This is a genomic window from Allorhizobium pseudoryzae, from assembly GCF_011046245.1.
In the GTDB taxonomy this organism is placed as follows: domain Bacteria; phylum Pseudomonadota; class Alphaproteobacteria; order Rhizobiales; family Rhizobiaceae; genus Neorhizobium; species Neorhizobium pseudoryzae.
Genome location: NZ_CP049241.1, coordinates 1,557,738 through 1,575,962, shown reverse-complemented (window position 1 = coordinate 1,575,962; position 18,225 = coordinate 1,557,738). Strand labels below are relative to the sequence as shown.

At 63.6% G+C, this 18,225-nt stretch carries 16 protein-coding genes and 1 pseudogene; 11 read left to right on the top strand and 6 right to left on the bottom strand.

Annotation, left to right across the window (positions count from 1 at the left end; all coding sequences use genetic code 11):
* The 9 genes and pseudogenes from proB (at window position 1) to G6N78_RS07615 (ending at window position 8,808) form a co-directional block, all read left to right on the top strand.
* Window positions 1–1,173 carry a glutamate 5-kinase gene (gene proB, locus G6N78_RS07655; RefSeq protein WP_165217128.1) on the top strand — a complete coding sequence of 391 codons (1,173 nt, stop codon included), beginning with the start codon at window positions 1–3 and terminating at the stop codon, window positions 1,171–1,173.
* Window positions 1,163–2,443 (top strand): glutamate-5-semialdehyde dehydrogenase, encoded by a 1,281-nt coding sequence (locus tag G6N78_RS07650; protein WP_165217126.1) that lies wholly within the window; start codon window positions 1,163–1,165, stop codon window positions 2,441–2,443. The genes proB and G6N78_RS07650 overlap by 11 nt, the downstream gene beginning before the upstream one ends.
* Window positions 2,418–3,084, top strand: a pseudogene (locus G6N78_RS07645) (nicotinate-nucleotide adenylyltransferase); the annotation flags it as partial. The gene G6N78_RS07650 and the pseudogene G6N78_RS07645, both read left to right, overlap by 26 nt.
* Window positions 3,085–3,142: 58 nt before the next feature.
* Window positions 3,143–3,586, top strand: a complete 444-nt coding sequence (gene rsfS, locus G6N78_RS07640) for a ribosome silencing factor (RefSeq protein WP_234905906.1) — start codon at window positions 3,143–3,145, stop codon at window positions 3,584–3,586.
* 110 nt (window positions 3,587–3,696) lie between these two features.
* The gene (gene rlmH / locus G6N78_RS07635) at window positions 3,697–4,179 is read left to right on the top strand and encodes a 23S rRNA (pseudouridine(1915)-N(3))-methyltransferase RlmH (protein ID WP_165217119.1); all 483 of its coding nucleotides are present in this window, start codon (window positions 3,697–3,699) and stop codon (window positions 4,177–4,179) included.
* 83 nt (window positions 4,180–4,262) lie between these two features.
* The gene (locus G6N78_RS07630; protein ID WP_370691495.1) at window positions 4,263–5,678 is read left to right on the top strand and encodes a murein hydrolase activator EnvC family protein; all 1,416 of its coding nucleotides are present in this window, start codon (window positions 4,263–4,265) and stop codon (window positions 5,676–5,678) included.
* Window positions 5,668–6,999: a S41 family peptidase gene (locus G6N78_RS07625; protein ID WP_165217117.1), complete on the top strand. Its 1,332-nt coding sequence runs from the start codon at window positions 5,668–5,670 to the stop codon at window positions 6,997–6,999. Before G6N78_RS07630 ends, G6N78_RS07625 begins: the two co-directional genes overlap by 11 nt.
* A 68-nt stretch (window positions 7,000–7,067) precedes the next feature.
* Complete coding sequence (locus tag G6N78_RS07620) at window positions 7,068–8,267, top strand: divergent polysaccharide deacetylase family protein (protein WP_206531617.1); 1,200 nt, start codon at window positions 7,068–7,070, stop codon at window positions 8,265–8,267.
* 70 nt (window positions 8,268–8,337) lie between these two features.
* On the top strand, window positions 8,338–8,808 hold the full coding sequence (locus G6N78_RS07615) for an RNA pyrophosphohydrolase (protein ID WP_234905943.1): 471 nt from the start codon (window positions 8,338–8,340) through the stop codon (window positions 8,806–8,808).
* A 14-nt stretch (window positions 8,809–8,822) separates the two neighbouring features.
* Here the strand turns inward: G6N78_RS07615 and G6N78_RS07610 are convergent, their stop codons facing one another.
* A complete protein-coding gene (locus tag G6N78_RS07610) occupies window positions 8,823–9,692 on the bottom strand; it encodes a LysR family transcriptional regulator (protein ID WP_165217113.1) in 870 nt (289 codons plus the stop codon).
* Window positions 9,693–9,781: 89 nt separating this feature from the next.
* Here G6N78_RS07610 and G6N78_RS07605 point away from each other — a divergent pair, with 89 nt between their 5' ends.
* A complete protein-coding gene (locus tag G6N78_RS07605) occupies window positions 9,782–10,741 on the top strand; it encodes a quinone oxidoreductase family protein (RefSeq protein WP_234905905.1) in 960 nt (319 codons plus the stop codon).
* Between the two features lie 64 nt (window positions 10,742–10,805).
* Here G6N78_RS07605 and bfr read toward each other — a convergent pair whose 3' ends face one another.
* The 5 genes from bfr to G6N78_RS25770 form a co-directional block, all read right to left on the bottom strand.
* Window positions 10,806–11,291, bottom strand: a complete 486-nt coding sequence (gene bfr, locus G6N78_RS07600) for a bacterioferritin (protein ID WP_165217112.1) — start codon at window positions 11,289–11,291, stop codon at window positions 10,806–10,808.
* Window positions 11,257–11,574 (bottom strand): (2Fe-2S)-binding protein, encoded by a 318-nt coding sequence (locus G6N78_RS07595; protein WP_234905942.1) that lies wholly within the window; start codon window positions 11,572–11,574, stop codon window positions 11,257–11,259. The genes bfr and G6N78_RS07595 overlap by 35 nt, the downstream gene beginning before the upstream one ends.
* 230 nt (window positions 11,575–11,804) lie before the next feature.
* Complete coding sequence (locus G6N78_RS07590; protein WP_165217109.1) at window positions 11,805–15,194, bottom strand: error-prone DNA polymerase; 3,390 nt, start codon at window positions 15,192–15,194, stop codon at window positions 11,805–11,807.
* Window positions 15,191–16,618, bottom strand: a complete 1,428-nt coding sequence (locus G6N78_RS07585) for a Y-family DNA polymerase (protein ID WP_234905941.1) — start codon at window positions 16,616–16,618, stop codon at window positions 15,191–15,193. Before G6N78_RS07585 ends, G6N78_RS07590 begins: the two co-directional genes overlap by 4 nt.
* 40 nt (window positions 16,619–16,658) lie before the next feature.
* The gene (locus G6N78_RS25770; RefSeq protein ID WP_234905904.1) at window positions 16,659–17,594 is read right to left on the bottom strand and encodes an ImuA family protein; all 936 of its coding nucleotides are present in this window, start codon (window positions 17,592–17,594) and stop codon (window positions 16,659–16,661) included.
* A gap of 172 nt (window positions 17,595–17,766) precedes the next feature.
* Here G6N78_RS25770 and G6N78_RS07580 point away from each other — a divergent pair, with 172 nt between their 5' ends.
* A complete protein-coding gene (locus G6N78_RS07580) occupies window positions 17,767–18,210 on the top strand; it encodes a metallopeptidase family protein (RefSeq protein ID WP_165217106.1) in 444 nt (147 codons plus the stop codon).
* The last annotated feature ends 15 nt before the right edge of the window (window positions 18,211–18,225 follow it).

Genomic DNA, 18,225 nt, shown 5'->3' with positions numbered 1-18,225 from the left:
ATGTCCCGCAAGGCTTTGAACGCGCATCGCCGCATCGTCATCAAGATCGGCTCGGCGCTGCTGGTGGACCGCAAGACGGGGCTGAAATCGGACTGGCTGCATTCGGTCTGTGCCGATATCGCGGCACTGCGTGCCCAGAGTATCGAGGTACTGGTCGTCTCCTCCGGGGCGATCGCGCTTGGCCGCACCGTGCTCGGGCTCGCACCGGGGGCGCTGAAGCTCGAGGAAAGCCAGGCGGCGGCGGCCGTCGGGCAGATCGCGCTCGCGCGTGCCTGGTCGGAAAGCCTGTCGCGGGATGGTATCGTGGCCGGCCAGATCCTGCTGACGCTGGGTGACACGGAAGAGCGTCGCCGGTATTTGAACGGCCGCGCCACGATCAACCAGTTGCTGAAGCTCGGCGCCGTCCCGATCATCAACGAGAACGATACGGTGGCGACCACCGAGATCCGCTACGGCGACAATGACCGGCTGGCGGCACGGGTCGCCACCATGACCGGTGCCGACCTGTTGGTGCTGCTCTCGGATATCGACGGGCTCTACACGGCCCCGCCGCATCTCGATCCCGCCGCGAAATTCCTGGAAACGATCCCGTCGATCACGCCGGACATCGAGGCCATGGCCGGCGGTGCGGCCTCGGAATTGTCGCGCGGCGGCATGCGGACCAAGATCGATGCCGGCAAGATCGCGACGAGTGCCGGCTGCGGCATGATCATCGCATCCGGCAAGACGAACCATCCGCTGCAGGCAATCGAGCAGGGCGCGCGCTCTTCCTGGTTCGCACCCTCCGGAACGCCGGTCACCGCCCGCAAGACCTGGATTGCCGGGCAGTTGCAGCCGGCGGGCACGCTGACGGTGGATGCCGGGGCCGAACGGGCTCTCGCCTCGGGCAAGAGCCTGCTGCCGGCCGGCGTGCGGGCCGTGATCGGCCCGTTCAGCCGCGGCGATACGGTCGCCATCATCGGCACGCAGGGGCGCGAAATCGCCCGTGGTCTGGTGGGCTATGATGCGGATGAGGCGCGGGCGATTGCCGGGCGGAAATCCGGCGAGATCGAAACCATTCTGGGATATGCCGGACGCGCCGCCATGGTGCACCGGGATGATCTGGTGATCACCGGCCTGCTTGTGGCCGACAGGGACGAGGTCCAAGAGGAGGATGCCGCTCATGCTGGATAGGGTCGCGACAACCGAGATCGATCGGATGATGCAGGCCATCGGCGACAAGGCCAAGGCTGCGGCCCGTCTGCTGGCGACGGCTTCGACGGACGCCAAGAACGCGGCGCTGAATGCCGCGGCGGATGCCATCGAGGCCGCAACGGCCGATATTCTCGCCGCAAACGCGAAGGATCTCGCTGCGGTGGCGGACAAGGGGCTGCAGCCCTCCTTCATCGATCGCCTGACCCTGACGGAAAAGCGTGTGGCCGAGATGGCGGAGGGGCTTCGCGCCATTGCCGCCCTGCCTGATCCGGTCGGCGACGTGATCGCCGCCTGGGAGCGTCCGAATGGGCTGAAGATCGAGCGGGTGCGCACGCCGCTTGGCGTGATCGGCGTCATCTATGAAAGCCGCCCGAATGTCACGGCCGACGCCGGTGCGCTGTGCCTCAAGGCCGGCAATGCCGTCATCCTGCGCGGTGGTTCGGATTCGCTGTTCTCATCGCAGGCGATTCATCGCTGCCTGTGCAAGGGTCTCGCTGACGCCGGCCTGCCGGAAGAGGCGATCCAGATCGTGCCGGTGGCCGACCGGGCCGCAGTTGGCGCTCTGCTGTCGGGCCTCAATGGTGCTGTCGATGTGATCGTGCCGCGCGGCGGCAAAAGCCTCGTCGCCCGGGTGCAGTCGGAGGCGCGCGTGCCGGTGTTTGCGCATCTGGAGGGGCTCTGCCACATCTACGTCGACAAGTCCGCTGACCTCGACATGGCCGTCAACATCGTCGTCAACGCCAAGATGCGGCGCACCGGTATTTGTGGTGCTGCCGAGACGCTGCTGGTCGATGAGGCCGCTGCCGGTACCCATCTGAAGCCGATTCTGGACGCGCTTGCCGCCAAGGGCTGCGAGATCCGCGCGTCGGACGAGGTGCGGGCACTGGTTCCCGGCCTCATTCCCGCAACGGAGGAAGACTGGCGGACCGAATATCTGGAAGCCATCATCTCGGTCCGGCTGGTCGACGGCATCGATGGCGCGATCGCCCACATCAACACCTATTCGTCCAGCCACACGGAGGCGGTTCTCGCGGAAGATCCGGTCGTCGTTGCCCGTTTCTTCAACGAAATCGATTCGGCGATCCTCCTGCACAATGCCTCGACCCAGTTTGCCGATGGCGGGGAGTTCGGCATGGGCGGCGAGATCGGCATTTCGACCGGCAAGATGCATGCGCGCGGGCCTGTCGGGGTCGAGCAGTTGACCTCGTTCAAATACCGCGTGCACGGCACCGGCCAGACGCGGCCCTGATGCCCGTGGCGGAGGGGGAACGCCTGGCACCGTATCTCGCCATGCCGCATGTGGAGCGAGGCATGGTCGTCGGCCTCTTCGGCGGGTCGTTCAATCCGCCGCATCCCGGCCATCTGCTGGTGGCGGAAATCGCCCTGCAACGGCTGGGGCTCGACCAGTTGTGGTGGATGGTGACGCCCGGAAACCCGCTGAAAAGCCGCTCCGCTCTTCTGCCGCTGTCCGAGCGGATCGCGCTCAGCCGTGACCTGGCGCGCGACCCCCGCATCAAGATCACCGCCTTCGAGGAACGGCTGGAGACGAGCTATACCGCCCATACGCTCGCGCATGTCGTGGCGCGCAATCCTGGCGTCCGGTTCGTCTGGATCATGGGCGCCGACAGCCTGAAGACCTTCCACCGCTGGCAGAAGTGGCGGGAGATTGCCGACCTGGTGCCGATCGCCGTGGTCGATCGTCCGGGTGCCACCCTCTCCTTTCTCTCCTCGCCGGCCGCCCGTGCGCTGTCCTTTGCGCGTGTTGACGAGACCGCCGCCCGGTCGCTGGGGCTCAGGCCGCCGCCGGCCTGGACCTTCATCCATGGCCCGCGATCGAGCCTCAGTTCGACGGCGATCCGGCTGGGTGTCCGGCAAAAGACGAGCACTTGAAAGATTAACCATTCGATGCCACCTTCATGAGGTGAATCCAGACGATCGGATTCGCGTCGTGCCTGTTCTGTTCGTGACGAAAGGAACAACTCTGACAACAGTACACGCCAAGGGGAGAGCGCTCAGCGTGATCCCGAAGAGCCTGGAACGTGGCGCCGATGCTGCCGCCCGCGCTCTCGAAGTGGTCCTCGCAAGCCTTGAGGACTCCAAAGCCGAAGACATCGTCACCATCAACATTGCTGGGAAATCTGCGCTGGGCGACTACATGGTCGTGGTCTCCGGGCGATCGAACCGGCATGTGTCGGCGATCTCGGAACATCTGTTGACCGATCTGAAGGACGAAGGGTTCGGAAGCGCCCGCGTCGAGGGTCTCGATACGGGTGACTGGGTGCTGATTGACACCCGTGACATCATCATCCATGTGTTCCGCCCGGAAGTGCGGGAGTTCTACAACATCGAAAAGATGTGGGCGGCTCCCGACGAGGAAGGAACGCTGCACTAGCGGCCCGATCAGGCAGTCCTGAGACCGCAGTGCCATAGGCCGTCATGGGCGGCTGGGCGTTTTGCTCAGCCGGTAAAACCTTCGCGGCGACAGAACATGCGGTGGCAGATATGCGGATTGGCCTTTTTGCCGTGGGACGGCTCAAAGCCGGACCTGAGAAAGAGCTTGCGTCGCGTTATCTCGACCGCTTCGCCAAGGCCGGCCCTGCGGTGAGCCTCGAATTGTCGCGCGTGACGGAAGTCAACGAAAGCCGCGCTTCGGCGGCGGAGACGCGCAAACGCGAGGAAGCCGGTCTGCTCGACAAGAGCCTTCCGGAGGGTGCCGTTCTGATCCTGCTCGATGAGCGGGGTAAAGCCCTCGACAGTCCCGCCTTTGCGAACCTCGTCGGCAAGTTCCGGGACCAGGGCAAACGCGACATGATGATCGCGATCGGTGGCGCCGACGGCCTCGACCCGGCCCTCTACGACCGCGCCGACGCGGTGATCAATCTCGGCTCCATGACCTGGCCGCACCAGCTGGTGCGCATCCTGATTGCCGAACAGCTCTATCGCGCCGTGACCATTCTCTCCGGCCATCCCTATCACCGCGTCTGACGGGCATGGCCGTCCGCGTTGTTTCTGGCGTTCGCCGGCAAATCAGCTTAGGGTCTGCGGCTGGAACGGATCGCAAGGGCGGAATGCGCAAAACGAGCAGGCACAAGGTTGACTGGCGGCCATGGCTGACGGCTGTGCTGATGAGCACGGTGCCCTTTGGCACGCCGAGCGCCCAGGTGACCGGGACCCTTCCCCCGGCCTCGGAGACCGTGCAGACGCCAGCGGCCGATCCCGCAACCGATCCGGTCGAAGCGCTGCAGAGAAAACGCGACGAGACGCGCACCGAACTTGAGCAGCTGTCAAAGACCTTAAGCCTTTCCAGCGATAAGGCCAAATCAATCGAGCAGTCGATCGCTCAGCTCGACAAGAGCAGCGCCAGCCTTCGCCAGGCGCTGATCGACTCGGCTGCCCGCCGCAAGGCGCTGGAAGAGCAGATCCAGACGAGCGAGAAGAAGCTTGCCCAGTTGAAGCTGAAGGAAGACGGGATCCGCAAATCCCTGCACGACCGGCGCGGTGTTCTTGCCGAAGTGCTGGCGGCGTTGCAGCGCATGGGGCGCAACCCGCCGCCGGCCCTGCTCGTTTCGCCGGAGGATGCGCTGGCCTCGGTGCGCAGTGCGATCCTGCTCGGTGCCGTCGTTCCCGGCATGCGCAGCGAGGCCGACCGGCTGATGGCGGACCTCAAATCGCTGGGAGAGACGCAACGAGACCTCGTGGCCGAGCGGGAAAAGGCATCCGCTGCCATGACCGCAAGCCTGGAGGAAGACCGCCGAATGGATCTTCTCCTGGCGGAAAACGACCGGCAGAACGCCGCGAGCACGGCAGAACTCCAGGCGGAGCGTAAGCGATCCGAACAGCTGGCAAGCCGCTCCACCAATCTCGAAAATCTGATCCAGTCACTGGAAAGTGAGATTGCCTCCGTGCGCGATGCGATGCAACGTGCAAGGGAGGAAGAGGAACGCCGGCAACAGCTTACCGCGGAGGAACGGGAAAAGGCCCGCGAGCTTGCCGAAAGCGGAGTGCCCGACAAAAACCGTATTGCGCCCGCATATGCGTTTTCCAGTCTGAAGGGAAAACTGGGCCTGCCGGCTGCAGGCGATCTGCTGCGGGCCTGGGGTGATCCCGACGGAACCGGGCATCCGGCGCGCGGTGTCACGCTTGCGACAGGCCCGGACGCGGTGGTGACGGCGCCGGCGGATGGTTTGGTGGTTTTTGCCGGGGCTTTCCGCAGCTACGGCCAGATGGTGATCCTCAATGTCGGTGACGGCTACCATGTCGTTCTGACGGGCATGGATAAAGTGAATGTCCGGCAGGGAAAGTTCGTCTTTTCAGGCGAACCGATTGCTGCCATGGGTGAGAAAAGAGTGGCGAGCGCGACGGCCTTGGCGCTGGAAACGGATCGCCCGACGCTTTACATTGAATTCAGAAAGGACGGGACCCCGGTCGATTCGAAACCGTGGTGGACGTCAAAAGAAACTGGAAGGGCACGAAATGATTCGTAGGGCTTCTCTTGTCATCGTTGGGGCGCTGCTCGGGGCAACCGCCATGAGCGTCGTCTACTCGGCGGGCGTGCCTGCCCAGGCGGCCGGTTCATCGACCTATCGTGAACTGTCGATCTTCGGTGACGTTTTCGAGCGCGTGCGCGCGCAGTACGTGACGCCGCCGGATGAGCAGAAGCTGGTCGAAAACGCCATCAACGGCATGCTCTCCTCGCTTGATCCGCATTCCAGCTACATGAATGCCAAGGATGCCGCCGACATGCGCACCCAGACGAAGGGGGAGTTCGGGGGGCTCGGCATCGAAGTGACGATGGAAAACGAGCTGGTGAAGGTCATCACCCCGATCGATGACACGCCGGCCGCCCGCGCGGGCGTTCTCGCCGGCGACTTCATCTCGGAAATCGACGGCAAGCCGGTGCGCGGCCTGAAGCTTGAGGACGCGGTCGAAAAGATGCGTGGCGCGGTCAACACGCCGATCAAGCTCACCATCCTGCGCAAGGGCGCCGACAAGCCGATCGATATCACTGTCGTGCGTGACATCATTGCCGTTCGCGCCGTGAAGTCGCGCGTCGAGCAGGGCGATGTCGGTTACCTGCGTGTCATTTCCTTCACGGAAAAGACCTATGACGACCTCGAAAAGGCGATCAAGAAGATCAAGGCCGACGTTCCGGCCGACAAGCTGAAGGGCTATGTGCTGGATCTGCGCCTCAACCCGGGCGGTCTGCTCGACCAGGCGATCAATGTATCGGACGCCTTCCTGGAACGTGGCGAGGTGGTCTCCACCCGTGGCCGCAACCCGGAAGAAACCCGCCGCTTCAATGCCGGCCCGGGCGACCTGACGGATGGCAAGCCGGTGATCGTGCTCGTCAACGGCGGCTCGGCTTCGGCCTCGGAAATCGTGGCCGGTGCGCTGCAGGATCTGAAGCGGGCGACCGTCGTCGGAACCCGTTCCTTCGGCAAGGGCTCGGTGCAGACCATCATCCCGCTTGGCGAAGCGGGCGCTCTGCGCCTGACGACCGCGCTCTACTACACGCCGTCCGGCAAATCGATCCAGGGCACCGGCATTTCGCCGGACATCAAGGTCGAGCAGCCGCTGCCGGCAGAGCTGCAGGGCAAGGTCCGTTCGGAAGGCGAATCGAGCCTGCCGGGTCACATCCAGGGCCAGAGCGAGACGGAAGAAGGTTCGGGCTCCAGCGCCTATGTGCCGCCGGAAGCCAAGGACGACGTGCAGCTGAATTATGCACTCGACCTGCTGAACGGCCGCAAGAGCGATCCGTCCTTCCCGCCGCAGCCGGAAAAGGCTGCTGCGAACACCAAGCCGTAAGGTGTCTTTGCCCATCCTGCCAACACGGCAGGATGGGCTTTTGATGATCTGGAAGAGCGGACGATCCATTGGGGACTGATCTTCGCGCGCCTCTCGCACCGGTGAAACGCAACAAGGGGCGGCCCCCGCGGCGCCCCTCGTCCGGTGTTCTGTTGGCGCTTCTTTGTGGCGGCGCCATCTTAGGGCTGTCATTCTACATCATCCGCGCTGGCCAGGTGGAGCAGGCCTCCACCACGGAGGTGACACTGGCGGTGCCGCCGGTGCCGGCACAGGAGCCGCAACCGGCCGCGCCCAATGCGACCGCCGACCCCTCGTCCTCTGTCTCCCGCTCCGGTGCCCAGGCCGGGGCCAATGTCGAGCACATGCAGATGAGCGACGGCTCTGTCGTCACCAAGTTTTCCCCCAAGCAAAGAGAGAGCGACGGCCCGCTGATCATCGATGCGCAGCGGGTTGGCCAGGATCCTCGGCTGGCTGCCACGCCGAACGAGGCGCTGCTGGAGGATTCCCCCTATGGCCGGCTTCCGGTGCGTGGGCCGGATGGCCTTCGCCCAATGGACCAATATGCCCGGCCCTGGTCCGGCGCGCGGGGAACGCGCATTGCTATCGTCATCGGCGGCCTCGGCCTCAGCCAGACGGGGACGCAACGGGCGATCCAGCGACTGCCGGACAGCGTGACGCTTGCCTTTGCGGCAAGCGGCAACAGCCTGCAGCGCTGGATGCAGGAGGCGCGCCGCAAAGGCCACGAACTGCTCGTGCAGGTTCCGATGGAGCCTTTCGATTACCCGGCAAACAATCCCGGCCCGCTGACCTTGAAGGTGGATGCGCCGCAAGCGGAAAACCTCAAGAAGCTGCATGAGGCGCTGGGACGGATCACCAATTATACTGGCATCGTCAGCTATCTCGGCGGACGTTACATGGCGAATGCGGATTCGTTGGAACCCGTGATGCGCGATGTTGCCGATCGCGGGCTTCTGTTCCTGGATGACGGCTCGTCGGCCCAATCGCTGACGGGTAAGATCGGCAAGGCGATCGGCGCCCCGATCGGGTTTGGTGATCTCACCGTGGACAGCCAGCTGGACCGCACGCAAATCCTGAAGAAGCTCGATGACCTGGAGCGTATCGCCCAGCGCAAGGGAACGGCGATCGGTATGGGTTCGGCCTTCGATGAAACCGTGGATGCGGTGGCAGACTGGATCGAGGAGGCGGAGCGTCGGGGCATCGAAATCGTCGGCGTCGCGAGCCTCGTCTCCCAACCGGCCGAACAATGAGGAGTTTTTCGTGACCAAGAAGCCGAAACCGAATGCTGCGGACCTTCCCTATCGCCGATGCGTCGGCGTGATGGTGCTGAACCGCGACGGACTGGTCTGGGTCGGCCGGCGCTTGTCCGAAGGCAATTCCGAATCGGATGGTTCACCGCAGCTCTGGCAGATGCCGCAGGGCGGGATCGACAAAGGCGAGGACCCGCGGGACGCGGCCTACCGCGAACTCTTCGAGGAGACCGGCATGAAGACCGTCTCGCTGATGGCCGAGGCGAAGGACTGGATCAACTACGATCTGCCGGAGCACCTGATCGGCATCGGCCTCAAGGGAAAATATCGCGGCCAGACGCAGCGTTGGTTCGCCTTCCGTTTCGAAGGTGACGAGAGCGAGATCAACATCGAAAACCCGCCCAGCGGGCAGCATCAGGAGTTCGACGCCTGGGCCTGGAAGCCGATGCAGGAGCTGCCTTCACTCATCGTCCCCTTCAAGCGCGCGGCCTATGAACAGGTGGTTGCCGAGTTTGCCCACCTTGCCGGGACGAAGGTCTGAGGCCGGTCCTCTGTTCAGGTCGGCGGCGTGCCCTGTGGCCGCGGCTGTAGGGTTTTCTTCAGATGGTCGATGACCGCGCGCACCGCAGGTGAGCGACGCAGATCGTTGTGAACCACCAGCCAGGCCTCCCGCATCAGCGGCGGGTGCTCCGGAAAGGCCGGGACCAGCCTGTTGTCCTCCGGCTTCAGGAAATCCGGCAGCATGGCGATTCCTCCGCCATTCTTGGCCAGGGCAAGCTGCATCAGCACCTCGCCGGTCCAAGCACTGAACCGCTGATCCCCCGCCAGCCGCTGAAGCTCCGCCTGTTGTGGCGAACGTCCGGTTTCCCCGTCCGAGCCGATGAACTGCCAGCGGTCACGCGGGTGGTTTGCCAGGTAATCGGGGCTGGCATAGGCGCGGAAGGATATCTCCATCAGCTTGACGATCATCAGGTCGCCCTCCACCGGGCGGCTGAGGCGGATCGCGATGTCGGCCTCGCGCCGATTGAGGGAGGCCTGGCGAGCCTCTCCCATCAGACGGATCGTCAGCTGCGGATGCTCTGCCGTCAGTCTTGCCACATGAGGCGCCACCACGGCGGCGCCGAAGGCCGGCGGAACGGAGATTGTCACCTCGCCATGGACACTGCTGAGCGAGGTGTCGACGATCCGCGGAATGCCGTCCGCCTCGCCGCTCATGCGCCGGGCGATCGCCGCGATCCGCTCTCCCTCCGCCGTCAGGCTGAGCCGTCGGCCACGGCGATCCACCAGCTTCAGGTTCAAAGCCGCTTCGAGCGACTCGATCCGGCGGGCGACCGTGGCATGTTCCACACTCAGCCGCCGGGCGGCGCCCAGCAGACTGCCCTCTTCGGCAAAGCTTGCCAGATGGCGAAGATCATCCCAGTTCATTGTGCGGATTTTCCCATGGGGTGGGCAGAATTTGCGAATTTTCGCACATCCTTTCGACGCCGTATAGTTGCCGTCGAAAGGAGATTCCGATGCCCTACCAGATGCAGTTTTCAACGCTTGGCGCGCCCGATGTCTTGGAAAGACGGGAGGTCCATGTGCCGGCGCCCGGACCGGGCGAGGTGCTGATCCGCCAGGATGTGGTCGGCCTCAACTTCGTCGATGTTTATCATCGAACGGGTGTCTATCCCCTCGCCCTTCCTGCCGCCCCCGGCGTCGAGGGCGCCGGCGTGATCGAGGCTCTCGGGCCGGATGTCACTGGCCTTACGGTCGGTCAGCGGGTCGCCTATGCCGGCGTGGTGGGCGCCTATGCCGATCAGCGCATTCTGCCGGCCTGGCGTGCGATCCCGCTGCCCGACGATCTTTCGGCGGAGATGGCGGGTTCCAGCCTGTTGCGGGGCATGACGTCCTACATGCTTCTGCAGAAACTCTATCCGGTGTCGGCTGGCATGCAGTTGCTGGTCCATACCGGTGCCGGTGGTCTGGGGTCCGTTGTCACGCGCTGGGCAAAGCTGCTGGGTGCAGAGGTGATCGCGACGGTTAGTTCGGACGAAAAGGCCGAGCTTGCTCGCGCCCATGGCGCCGATCACGTCATCGTCGGCCGCGGCGTCGATCCGGTGCGCAGCGTCGAGGAACTGACCGATGGCAAGGGCGTGCATCTTGCTATCGATGGCATCGGCGGGGCCATGCTGGCAAAATCGATCGCCTGTGTCCGGCCGTTCGGCATGACGGCGTCCGTGGGGCAGGTGGGCGGTGTGGCGCCGCCCGTTCCGCTGTCGGCGCTGCGATCGAATGCGCTGGCGCGCCCGAGCGTGATGGCGTTTTCGACGGATCGCGAGGCCTATCGGCCGGCGGTGGAGGCGGTGTTTGCAGTCATGCGGCGCGGTATTCTGGACCGCCCGTCAAGGCGGTATGCCCTCGGTGAGGCCGCGGCCGCCCATGCGGATATCGAGGCCGGGCGTCTTGTCGGGTCCGCGTTACTGGTGCCGTGACCACAAAATGCAGGAAGCCGGCTGCAGGTGGCAGCCGGCTTCCTCTCAAGATGGGTATCTCGTCTTATTCGGCTTCGTTGGCCGGGTCGGCATTCAGGAGGCCGTAACGCTCCTCGCCGAGTTTGGTCAGAAGCTCGATCTGCGTTTCGAGGAAGTCGATATGGCCTTCTTCATCGATCAGGAGCTGTTCGAACAGCTTCATCGAGACGTAGTCGCCGGCTTCGTGACAGATGTCACGCGAGGCCTTGTAGGAGGTGCGGGCGTCGTATTCGCCGGCGAGATCCGCTTCCAGAACCTCCCGAACGTTCTGGCCGATGCGAAGCGGTGCCAGCGTCTGCAGGTTCGGATGACCTTCGAGGAAAATGATGCGCGCGATGATCTTGTCAGCGTGCTGCATCTCTTCGATGGATTCAGCACGTTCCTTCTTGGCGAGCTTGGTGTAACCCCAATCCTCAAGAAGACGGTAATGTAGCCAATACTGGTTTACTGCGCCGAGTTCGAGAAAAAGGGCTTCGTTAAGCCGCTCGATGACTCTTTTGTCGCCTTTCAATGTCCGCTCTCCTGTTTTCCTCGTGGAATTGTCTCAGGCGCGACATATAATCGACAAGCTCGGCTTCCGTCGAGTGGCGGCGAGCATGATATTCTTCTGTCGTGCGGATGATCAGATCGACCACGTTCGGAAAGCAGCCGCAGCAGCGACCGCGCTTTTCCATGGCATGATAGACCTTCGCCGGAACGATCAACTGCCAACAGTCGTCGTCGAGCATGCCGTTAATGACATCTCTGATCTCGTGGTCGGTGATGTAATTGCAACTACAGACAAGCATGCTTATTAGCCATCAAACATGACGTTGGACGTCCTCTTTTTTGATAAAGCGGATGGCGTATGTCAAGAAAAATGAGTCGGAAACGGTCTTTCTCCGCTCGTGAAGCCAGAAGATCGGGTCACATCCGCGTGTGCACAGGGGCTCGACTCCCATTGGCCGTAGGAGCGGTTGATCCCGCGTCTGCCGGATAACGCATCGCTTCAAAGCGGCAGCAGGGCGTTCTGCCAGGATCCGATTCAGTGGAAATTGCGACCCTTGGGCAGAACCTGCACGCTTTCGGGCCGGCCGGTGCCGGATAGGGCTTCTGCCGGCGTTTCACCCGGGAGCGCAGTCCTCCGCCGGCTCGGGCGTTCCCGCGGATCCATGCTTGCTCTGACAACCTCGTCTGCGCGCTCACACAGACCGAAACGTTGCCTCTCCTCCTCAAGCAGACCCAGCATGGGCGTCAGATCCTCGATGTGATCGGCAATCACGTGGATGACGTCGCTTTCCCGCTGCAGGAGACCCCGGATGCGCACCAGCCGGGCGGCCATGACAATCGATCGGTATCTGGCAAAGATCTGGGGGCGCACGATGGCATTGGTCACGCCGGTCTCGTCCTCCAGCGTCATGAAGATCACCTTGGCCGTGCCGGGGCGCTGGCGGATCAGCACCAGTCCGGCCACGTCGATCCGCCGGTTCTTCTGCGCAGTTCGAAGAGACGCCGTCGTGACGAACCCCCGCTCGTGAAGTGCCGGGCGCAGGAAAGAGACCGGATGTGCCTTCAACGACAGAGTGAGGCTGCGATAATCCTCGATCACCTGTTCGCCCGGCGGCATTTCGGGCAATATCATTGTCGGTTCCGTCTGCAGATCATCCTGGCCGACCCGTTCGAAAAGCGGCAGGCTTTCGCTTGCCTGTTTCGCATCCAGCGCCCTGACCTCCCAGAGTGCCCGCCGCCGATCAAGCCCGATGGAGCGGAAGGCATCCGCTTCCGCCAGCTTCTCGATCACCGAACGATGAAGGCCCGACCGAAGCCAGAGATCGCGGATCGAATGGTATCCGCTCCCGCGGGCCGCCACCAGTTTCTGACGGATATCGTCTTCCGATAGACCTTTGACCAGGCGCAAACCGAGGCGAACGGATTTTCGCGACCGGATGACGCCGTGCATCGAACGGTGCTGATCGGCCATCCCGCGCGGTTGAAATCCCGTCCCCTCCTCCAAGGCCGCGTCCCAATCGGAAAAGTTGACGTCCACCGGCAGGACCTCGATGCCATGTTCGCGGGCATCGCGCACAAGCTGGGCCGGGGCATAAAACCCCATCGGCTGGGCGTTCAGAATGGCAGCGAGAAAGACGTCCGGGTAGAAAGCCTTGAACCAGCAGGAGACATAGACGAGCAGCGCAAAAGAGGCCGCGTGGCTTTCCGGAAAACCATACTCGCCAAATCCCTCAATCTGGCTGAAGCAGCGTCTGGCGAAGTCCGGATCATAGCCGCGGCGGATCATGTTGCCGACCATCTTCTCCCGGAAGTGGTGGATGGTGCCGGTTCGCCGGAAGGTTGCCATGGCCCGGCGCAACTGGTCGGCTTCGCTCGGCGAAAATTCCGCCGCGACGATAGCAATCTGCATCGCCTGTTCCTGGAAGAGGGGAACGCCGAGGGTGCGCTTCAGAACCTCACGCAGTTCGTCGCTCGGATAGGGTATGGGGTGGCCAAGCCGATTCTCTTCCCGCCGCTTCAGGTAGGGATGTACCATATCCCCCTGTATCGGTCCTGGCCGGACGATCGCCACCTCGATGACCAGATCGTAGAATACGCGGGGGCGCAGGCGCGGTAGCATGCTCATCTGCGCCCGGCTTTCGATCTGAAACACGCCGATCGTGTCGGCCCGGCAGATCATGTCATAGACCGCCTCCTTCTGGTCGGCGATGATGGAGGCAAGTGTCCCCTGCTGCCCGTAATGAGTGGCCAGCAGCCGGAAGGCCTTGGCAAGACAGGTGAGCATGCCGAGTGCCAGGATATCCACCTTCAGGATGCCGAGGACATCGAGATCATCCTTGTTCCATTCGATCATGGAGCGACCCGGCATGGCCGTCGGCATGATCGGCACCACCTCGTCCAGCCGGTCACGGGTGATCACGAAGCCGCCGACATGCTGGGTGAGGTGGCGGGGAAAATCCATCAGCTGCTTGGCATAATCGAGAACGCGCCGGGTGGTGGGATCCTGCGTGTCGAGCCCGGCATTCTGGGCTTCCCGTTCGGAAAGTCCGTCCGTCGACCATCCCCAGACGGTGCTCGACAAAGCCGACTGGACATCTTCCGACAGGCCGAAGGCCTTGGCGACCTCCCGGCCGGAGGAGCGTGTCCGGTAGCTGGTGACGGCGGCGGCCAGGCCCGCATGCTCCCGTCCGTAGGCGCGATAGATGAACTGGATCACCTCCTCGCGCCGTTCATGCTCGAAATCCACGTCGATATCCGGTGGTTCGTCGCGTTCCGTCGATAAAAACCGGGCAAACAACAGCGAGGATGTCATCGGATCGACATCGGTGATGCGCAGACAGTAGCAGACGGTGGAATTGGCGGCCGAGCCGCGGCCCTGGCACAGAATATTTTGCGAGCGGGCAAATTCCATGATGTTGCGCACGGTCAGGAAATACGGCGCGTACTGCTTCTCGCGGATGAGATCGAGCTCCGTGCGGATCTGCTCCCGAACCCTGTCAGGAATGCCGTCCGGATAGCGCCAGCCAGCGCCCTCATAGGCCAGCCGCTCCAGTGTTTCAGGCGGTGTCTCGCCCAAAATCCTTTCCTCCGGATAGTTGTGGCGAAGTTCGCGCAGGGAAAATTCGAGCCGCTCGAAGAACGGCACCGTATTGGCAATGGCCTCCGGATACCGGCGGAAGATGCCTGCCATACGGGAAGCGGGCTTCAGGAAACGTTCGGCATTGGCGGCAAACCGGAAACCGGCCTCCTCCACGGTCACATGTGTGCGAATGGCAGTCACCAGATCGGAAAGCGGTCGCCGGTCCGGGTGGTGATACAGCGGTTCATTGGTGGCAATCAGCGGCAGGCGGGCCTTGTTTGCCCAGAGGGCGAAACTCGCAAAGGCGACGGAATCGCGTCCGTCATAGTCGGCGGAAAGGCCAAGATAGATCCGATTGCCGAACCGGGCCTTGAAACGGGGAAGGAGAGCGGCAAAGGCACCTCCCGCTGCGGCGTCGTCCAGAAGGTGGCGGCGAGGCAGCACGGCCAGCATCATGTCGTCGCCCCATTCGAGGAGATCGTCGATGAACAGCGTACACTGGCCCTTGTCGCCGCGCAGGTTTCCGGCACTCAGCAGGCGGCAGAGCTTTCCCCAGCCGATCCGGTTGCAGGGAAAGGCGAGGATATCCGGGGTCTGGTCCGCAAAGATCAGTCGGGCACCGGGCTGAAACTTCAGTCCCACATCCTCCGGCATGTCCCGCAGTTGCGCATGGGCGCGCACCACGCCGGCCACGGTATTGCGATCGGCAATGCCGATGCCGGCCAGTTCGCCCTGTCGTGCTAAGGCTGCTGCGGCCTGCACCATTTCTTCCGGATGCGAGGCCCCTTCCAGAAAGGAAAAATTGGTGCGCGCGCCGATCTCGAAAAAGCGGGGTGGCGTGGTCATGCGAAAATCCCGTGCATGAACCAGCGGGGAGAGGCGGGCTGATCGAACAGTCCCTGGCGGTAGACCCAGAAACGCTGTCCCTCCACCGATTCCAGACGGAAATAATCGCGGGTGGGGGCGGTCTCGCCATCCACCCACCATTCGGCGGCTATCCGTTCGGGCCCCTCCGCGCGCAATACCGTATGGGTCAGACGGCGCCAGCGAAACCGCATCGGCGGTCCATCCGGGATTTCCACGGCAAAGGTCTCCAGCGGCTCCGGATGCTCGAAAAGCCTGAGTGGTCGTTCCCGCAGGGCCCATTGATGGGCGAGGGGGGCAGCATCCGGCAGGGGCTTGCGGGATGTTACATGGTCCAGAGCCGGAAGCGGAACGACGGCGCGCTCCGGAACATGACTTTCGCGCAATTGGTGGACCCGCAGACACTCCGGGCCGAGCCTGGCTGAAACCTGGTTGACGAAGTCCGCCAGCGATCCCTGCTCACGATCGTTCCCGGCAAAATCGCTCTGCAGACTGTCAAAGGCTTCGTGATGCAGGACGTTCAGACGCAGGATTTCGAAACCGAAACCGGCATCGAGCTCGTCCCCCACGGCTTTCAGGCGCTCTGCGAAAAGCCGGGCAATGCGGTTCGGATCCCGCAAGGGCCGCGCTGTCCCGGCGCTCAGGTGGAAGACCTTGCCATCCACCCGGAACAGGACCAGTTCGAACACACGCCCGCCGGCACCGCGGGCCTCCAGGCCCGGCTGCAGGGCGTGGGCCACCTGCGCGGTGAGTGCCAGGATGTCGTCTTCCGCAACGACGGGTTCCATCAGTCGCCGCTCCGCCGACAGTTGCGCGACGGGCCGGCGGGGGCATATCGCCTCCTCGTCCTCGCCGCGCGCCTGGTCGAGGCGCAAAAGAAGCCGGGTTCCGAAACGGCGCGCCAGCGGTGCCCGCGGCGCCTCCATCAGATCGCCGATCCGCTTGAGGCCCACCTTGTGCAGCGCCTGGACCGTGCTGTCGTCCAGCCGCAACGCCGCCACCGGCAGCGGCGAAAGAACCGCTTCCCTTTCGTCGTCTCCGACGATGCGGTCGCCGTCAAAACGGGCAATGGCCGACGACAGCCCGGGAGACGCGGAAATCGCCCCCCGCACCGCCATGCCCATCTGGTTGAGCCGGGTGAGGATGTCCTTGAGCATGGCCTCCTCGCCGCCGAAGAGATGCGCGCAACCGGTGATGTCGAGGAACAGCCCGTCAGCCCCTTCCAGTCCCACCAGCGGGGTGTAGCGGTCGCACCAGTCGCCGAGCGCTTCCAGGAACCGCCTGTCGGCGGAGGTGTCCTCTTCGATGACGATGAGGTTCGGGCAGATGGCACGTGCCTCCGCCAGTCCCTGGCCGCACTTCAACCCGGCCGCTTCCGCTTCCTTCTCCAGAGCGACAAGGCGCAGGCCGTTGTCGCGCCGGCCGGCATAGATGACCGGCGGATCGTCAGGACGCCCGTTCAAACGCCACGACAGACCCCATCGACGCCGGAGCACCCGGTCGATCGAAAGGCGCGGAAAGTAGAGTGCCAGAATGCGCTGCGGGCTGGCTTGCCGGAACAGCCCTTCCTCGTGAGACAAGGCCGTGTGGGAGAGCGAAAAATTGGCGGTCATGGGGGTTCCACTCCAGATCGAGGCAGAGGGGAGCCGGGATGCGGCTCTTCTCCAGGGTGAGACGGAAGACGGGATGTCCGATGCTGCCGCCAAGCATCGAACCATCGGGAAGGCGCCGCTCGAGGGCAGGCGCCGGTTCGGCGAGAAAGCGGAAGAGGGCACTGGAGGCCTCCTCCTCGCCCGCATGCCGGATGAGCAGAAGCGGCCGCCCCGCCGCCTTTGCCCGCAAGCTGAGCCGCCGGCTTTCGGTCAGGCCGAAAGGTGCCGGATTGCCGTGAACTTCCAAAAGGGTAGCCGCAAAAATGCCGCTGGAAAGGGCAGCCTCCGCCAGCCACAGGGCATCCTCCAGCCGCTGCGGGAGCGCGTGGTAGAAACGCGCACTATCCAGCCCGAAGGCCTTGAGGCCGGGCGCATAGGGCAGGCCCGCCTCCCCCCTCGCCATGCGGTCCGAAATCCACAGCACCGGGCCGGTCTCAGGGCCTGCATGCTGCAGACGGGCCGTCAGCGACAGGGCAAAACCACTGGCCGCGCCCGCGTGCCGGAAACCAAGGCTGCGGATTTCCGTGATGGCATCGAGCGGCAGACCGCCCTCCAGAGCCTCATCCAGGGCCGTCACGGCCATCGGCAGTCGTGACGGACTCTCCCCCTTGCCATCGGCGACATGCTCCGCCTCGGCGGCTGCCAGCGCCGGCAGAGCCTTGCCTTCCATTCGGGCAATTGTTTCGCGCAGGGCAAAAACCGTCTCCTGCGCCAGGACAGACCGTGTCATGGCGTCAGCTCCATTCAGAATGTTCACTTTATGTTCTTATGGATTCCAGAGGCCGCCGGAAGAGTCAACGGGGGGCTTGGCGAGATTCGTTTACGCTTCCCGCTTGCTGCTTGAATCCGCTCTCGAAAAAAATTCCCGAAAACCTTATATGGCTTGTAAAAAAGGAGCACACATGGCCCGTGTCGACCAGACCGATGATTGGCGGGATCGCCATGCCCCGACCATCAGCGCCTTCGAATCGCTGGCAATCGAGGCCTATGGCAACCTGCCGGAGGAATTCCGCGCGCTGACTCATGACCTCACCATCGAAATCGAGGATTTTCCCGATGACGAGGTGTTCGAGGACATGGCGCTGGAAACGCCCTTCGATCTGCTCGGCCTGTTCGAAGGGCGGGGCCTTTCGGAACGGTTCACGGTGGAAACCGGCGAGTTGCCGAACCGAATCCGCCTCTATCGCCGGCCGATCCTCGATTACTGGGCGGAAAACGAGGAGACGCTGGGTGATATCATCACCCATGTGCTGATCCACGAGATCGGCCACCATTTCGGCCTGTCGGATGACGACATGGAGCGCATCGAGGAAAGCGCCGAAGAGGCTGCCGACCGGACGGGCTGAGGATCGCCTCAGGCC

What these genes read in the sequence shown, in the direction of transcription:
- G6N78_RS07610 (WP_165217113.1), bottom strand. Translation starts at nt 9,692, where the DNA reads ATGAACTGGGATGATCTTCGCCATCTGGCAAGCTTTGCCGAAGAGGGC.
- rlmH (WP_165217119.1), top strand. Translation starts at nt 3,697, where the DNA reads ATGCGGATTGGCCTTTTTGCCGTGGGACGGCTCAAAGCCGGACCTGAG.
- G6N78_RS07615 (WP_234905943.1), top strand. Translation starts at nt 8,338, where the DNA reads ATGGTGCTGAACCGCGACGGACTGGTCTGGGTCGGCCGGCGCTTGTCC.
- G6N78_RS07630 (WP_370691495.1), top strand. Translation starts at nt 4,263, where the DNA reads ATGCGCAAAACGAGCAGGCACAAGGTTGACTGGCGGCCATGGCTGACG.
- proB (WP_165217128.1), top strand. Translation starts at nt 1, where the DNA reads ATGTCCCGCAAGGCTTTGAACGCGCATCGCCGCATCGTCATCAAGATC.
- G6N78_RS07625 (WP_165217117.1), top strand. Translation starts at nt 5,668, where the DNA reads ATGATTCGTAGGGCTTCTCTTGTCATCGTTGGGGCGCTGCTCGGGGCA.
- G6N78_RS07590 (WP_165217109.1), bottom strand. Translation starts at nt 15,194, where the DNA reads ATGACCACGCCACCCCGCTTTTTCGAGATCGGCGCGCGCACCAATTTT.
- G6N78_RS07580 (WP_165217106.1), top strand. Translation starts at nt 17,767, where the DNA reads ATGGCCCGTGTCGACCAGACCGATGATTGGCGGGATCGCCATGCCCCG.
- G6N78_RS25770 (WP_234905904.1), bottom strand. Translation starts at nt 17,594, where the DNA reads ATGACACGGTCTGTCCTGGCGCAGGAGACGGTTTTTGCCCTGCGCGAA.
- G6N78_RS07605 (WP_234905905.1), top strand. Translation starts at nt 9,782, where the DNA reads ATGCCCTACCAGATGCAGTTTTCAACGCTTGGCGCGCCCGATGTCTTG.
- G6N78_RS07650 (WP_165217126.1), top strand. Translation starts at nt 1,163, where the DNA reads ATGCTGGATAGGGTCGCGACAACCGAGATCGATCGGATGATGCAGGCC.